Source organism: Nostocoides australiense Ben110 (assembly GCF_001050535.1).
Lineage (GTDB): Bacteria > Actinomycetota > Actinomycetes > Actinomycetales > Dermatophilaceae > Nostocoides_A > Nostocoides_A australiense.
Genome location: NZ_HG764815.1, coordinates 4,248,862 through 4,249,879, shown reverse-complemented (window position 1 = coordinate 4,249,879; position 1,018 = coordinate 4,248,862). Strand labels below are relative to the sequence as shown.

Here is a 1,018-nt window from a genome sequence, read left to right as displayed (position 1 = left end):
GCGGTCAGCCGGCGATCGGCCATCAGCCCTGACCTTCGACGTAGTAACGCGGCACCCGCGCCCCGACGCGCGTGATGATCTCGTAGCTGATGGTCCCGGTCGCCGCCGCCCAGTCCTCAGCCGTCGGCTCCCCGAGCGCCCCGGCCCCGAAGAGCACCACCTCGTCGCCGGGCTCGGCCGTGGCGTCGGGTCCGAGATCGAGGAGGAACTGATCCATGCAGACGCGACCGGCGATGGTCAGCCGCCGGCCGTCGAGCAGCGCCGGTCCGGCGTTCGAGGCATTGCGCGGGATGCCGTCGGAGTAGCCGAGCGGGACCAGCCCGAGCCGGGTGTCCCGGTCGGTGAGGTAGGAGTGGCCGTAGCTGACGCCCTGACCCTGCGGGATGTCCTTGACCAGGCTGAGCCGGGCAACCAGGCGCATCGCCTCGCGCAAGCCGTAGTCGGCGCTGCTGGCCAGGTCCGGCGTCGGCGAGAGCCCGTAGACCGCCAGGCCCGGCCTGACGAGGTCGTAGTGCGCCGATGGGTTCGTCAGTGTCGCAGCGGAATTCGCCAGATGGCGCAGCTGCGGGTGAACGCCCTCGCGCTCCAGTTCCGCGACCGCCTCGACGAAGCGTTCCTGCTGCTGGCGCACCGTCGGGTGGTCGGGCGCATCGGCATACGCGAAGTGCGACCAGACCCCCACGACCTCGATCGCCTGCTCGGCCGCCGCCGCGGCCGCGCCGCGCACGAGATCGCTCCACGCGGCGCCGAAGGCGCCGTTGCGGGCCAGCCCCGTGTCGACCTTGAGGTGGACGCGTGCGGGTGAGCCGATGCTGCGGGCCGCGTCGAGCACCTGCCGCAGCTGCCAGTCGGCGGAGATCGTCACGTCGATATCGGCTCGCAGTGCCGCCTCGACCTCCGCGCCCGGCACGTAGAGCCAGGTGAGCATCGGGGCCTCGACGCCCGCGCCGCGCAGGGTGAGGGCCTCGGCGAGTTGGGCGACTCCGAGCCAGGTGGCGCCCCCGGCGAGCGCGGCGCG

Annotated in this window: 1 protein-coding gene; it reads right to left on the bottom strand. The window is 73.1% G+C overall.

Annotation, left to right across the window (positions count from 1 at the left end; translation table 11 throughout):
* Positions 1-22 precede the first annotated feature (22 nt).
* Positions 23-1,018: alanine racemase (gene alr, locus BN11_RS21060; protein ID WP_048700443.1), on the bottom strand; the 996-nt coding region annotated here is incomplete at its 5' end.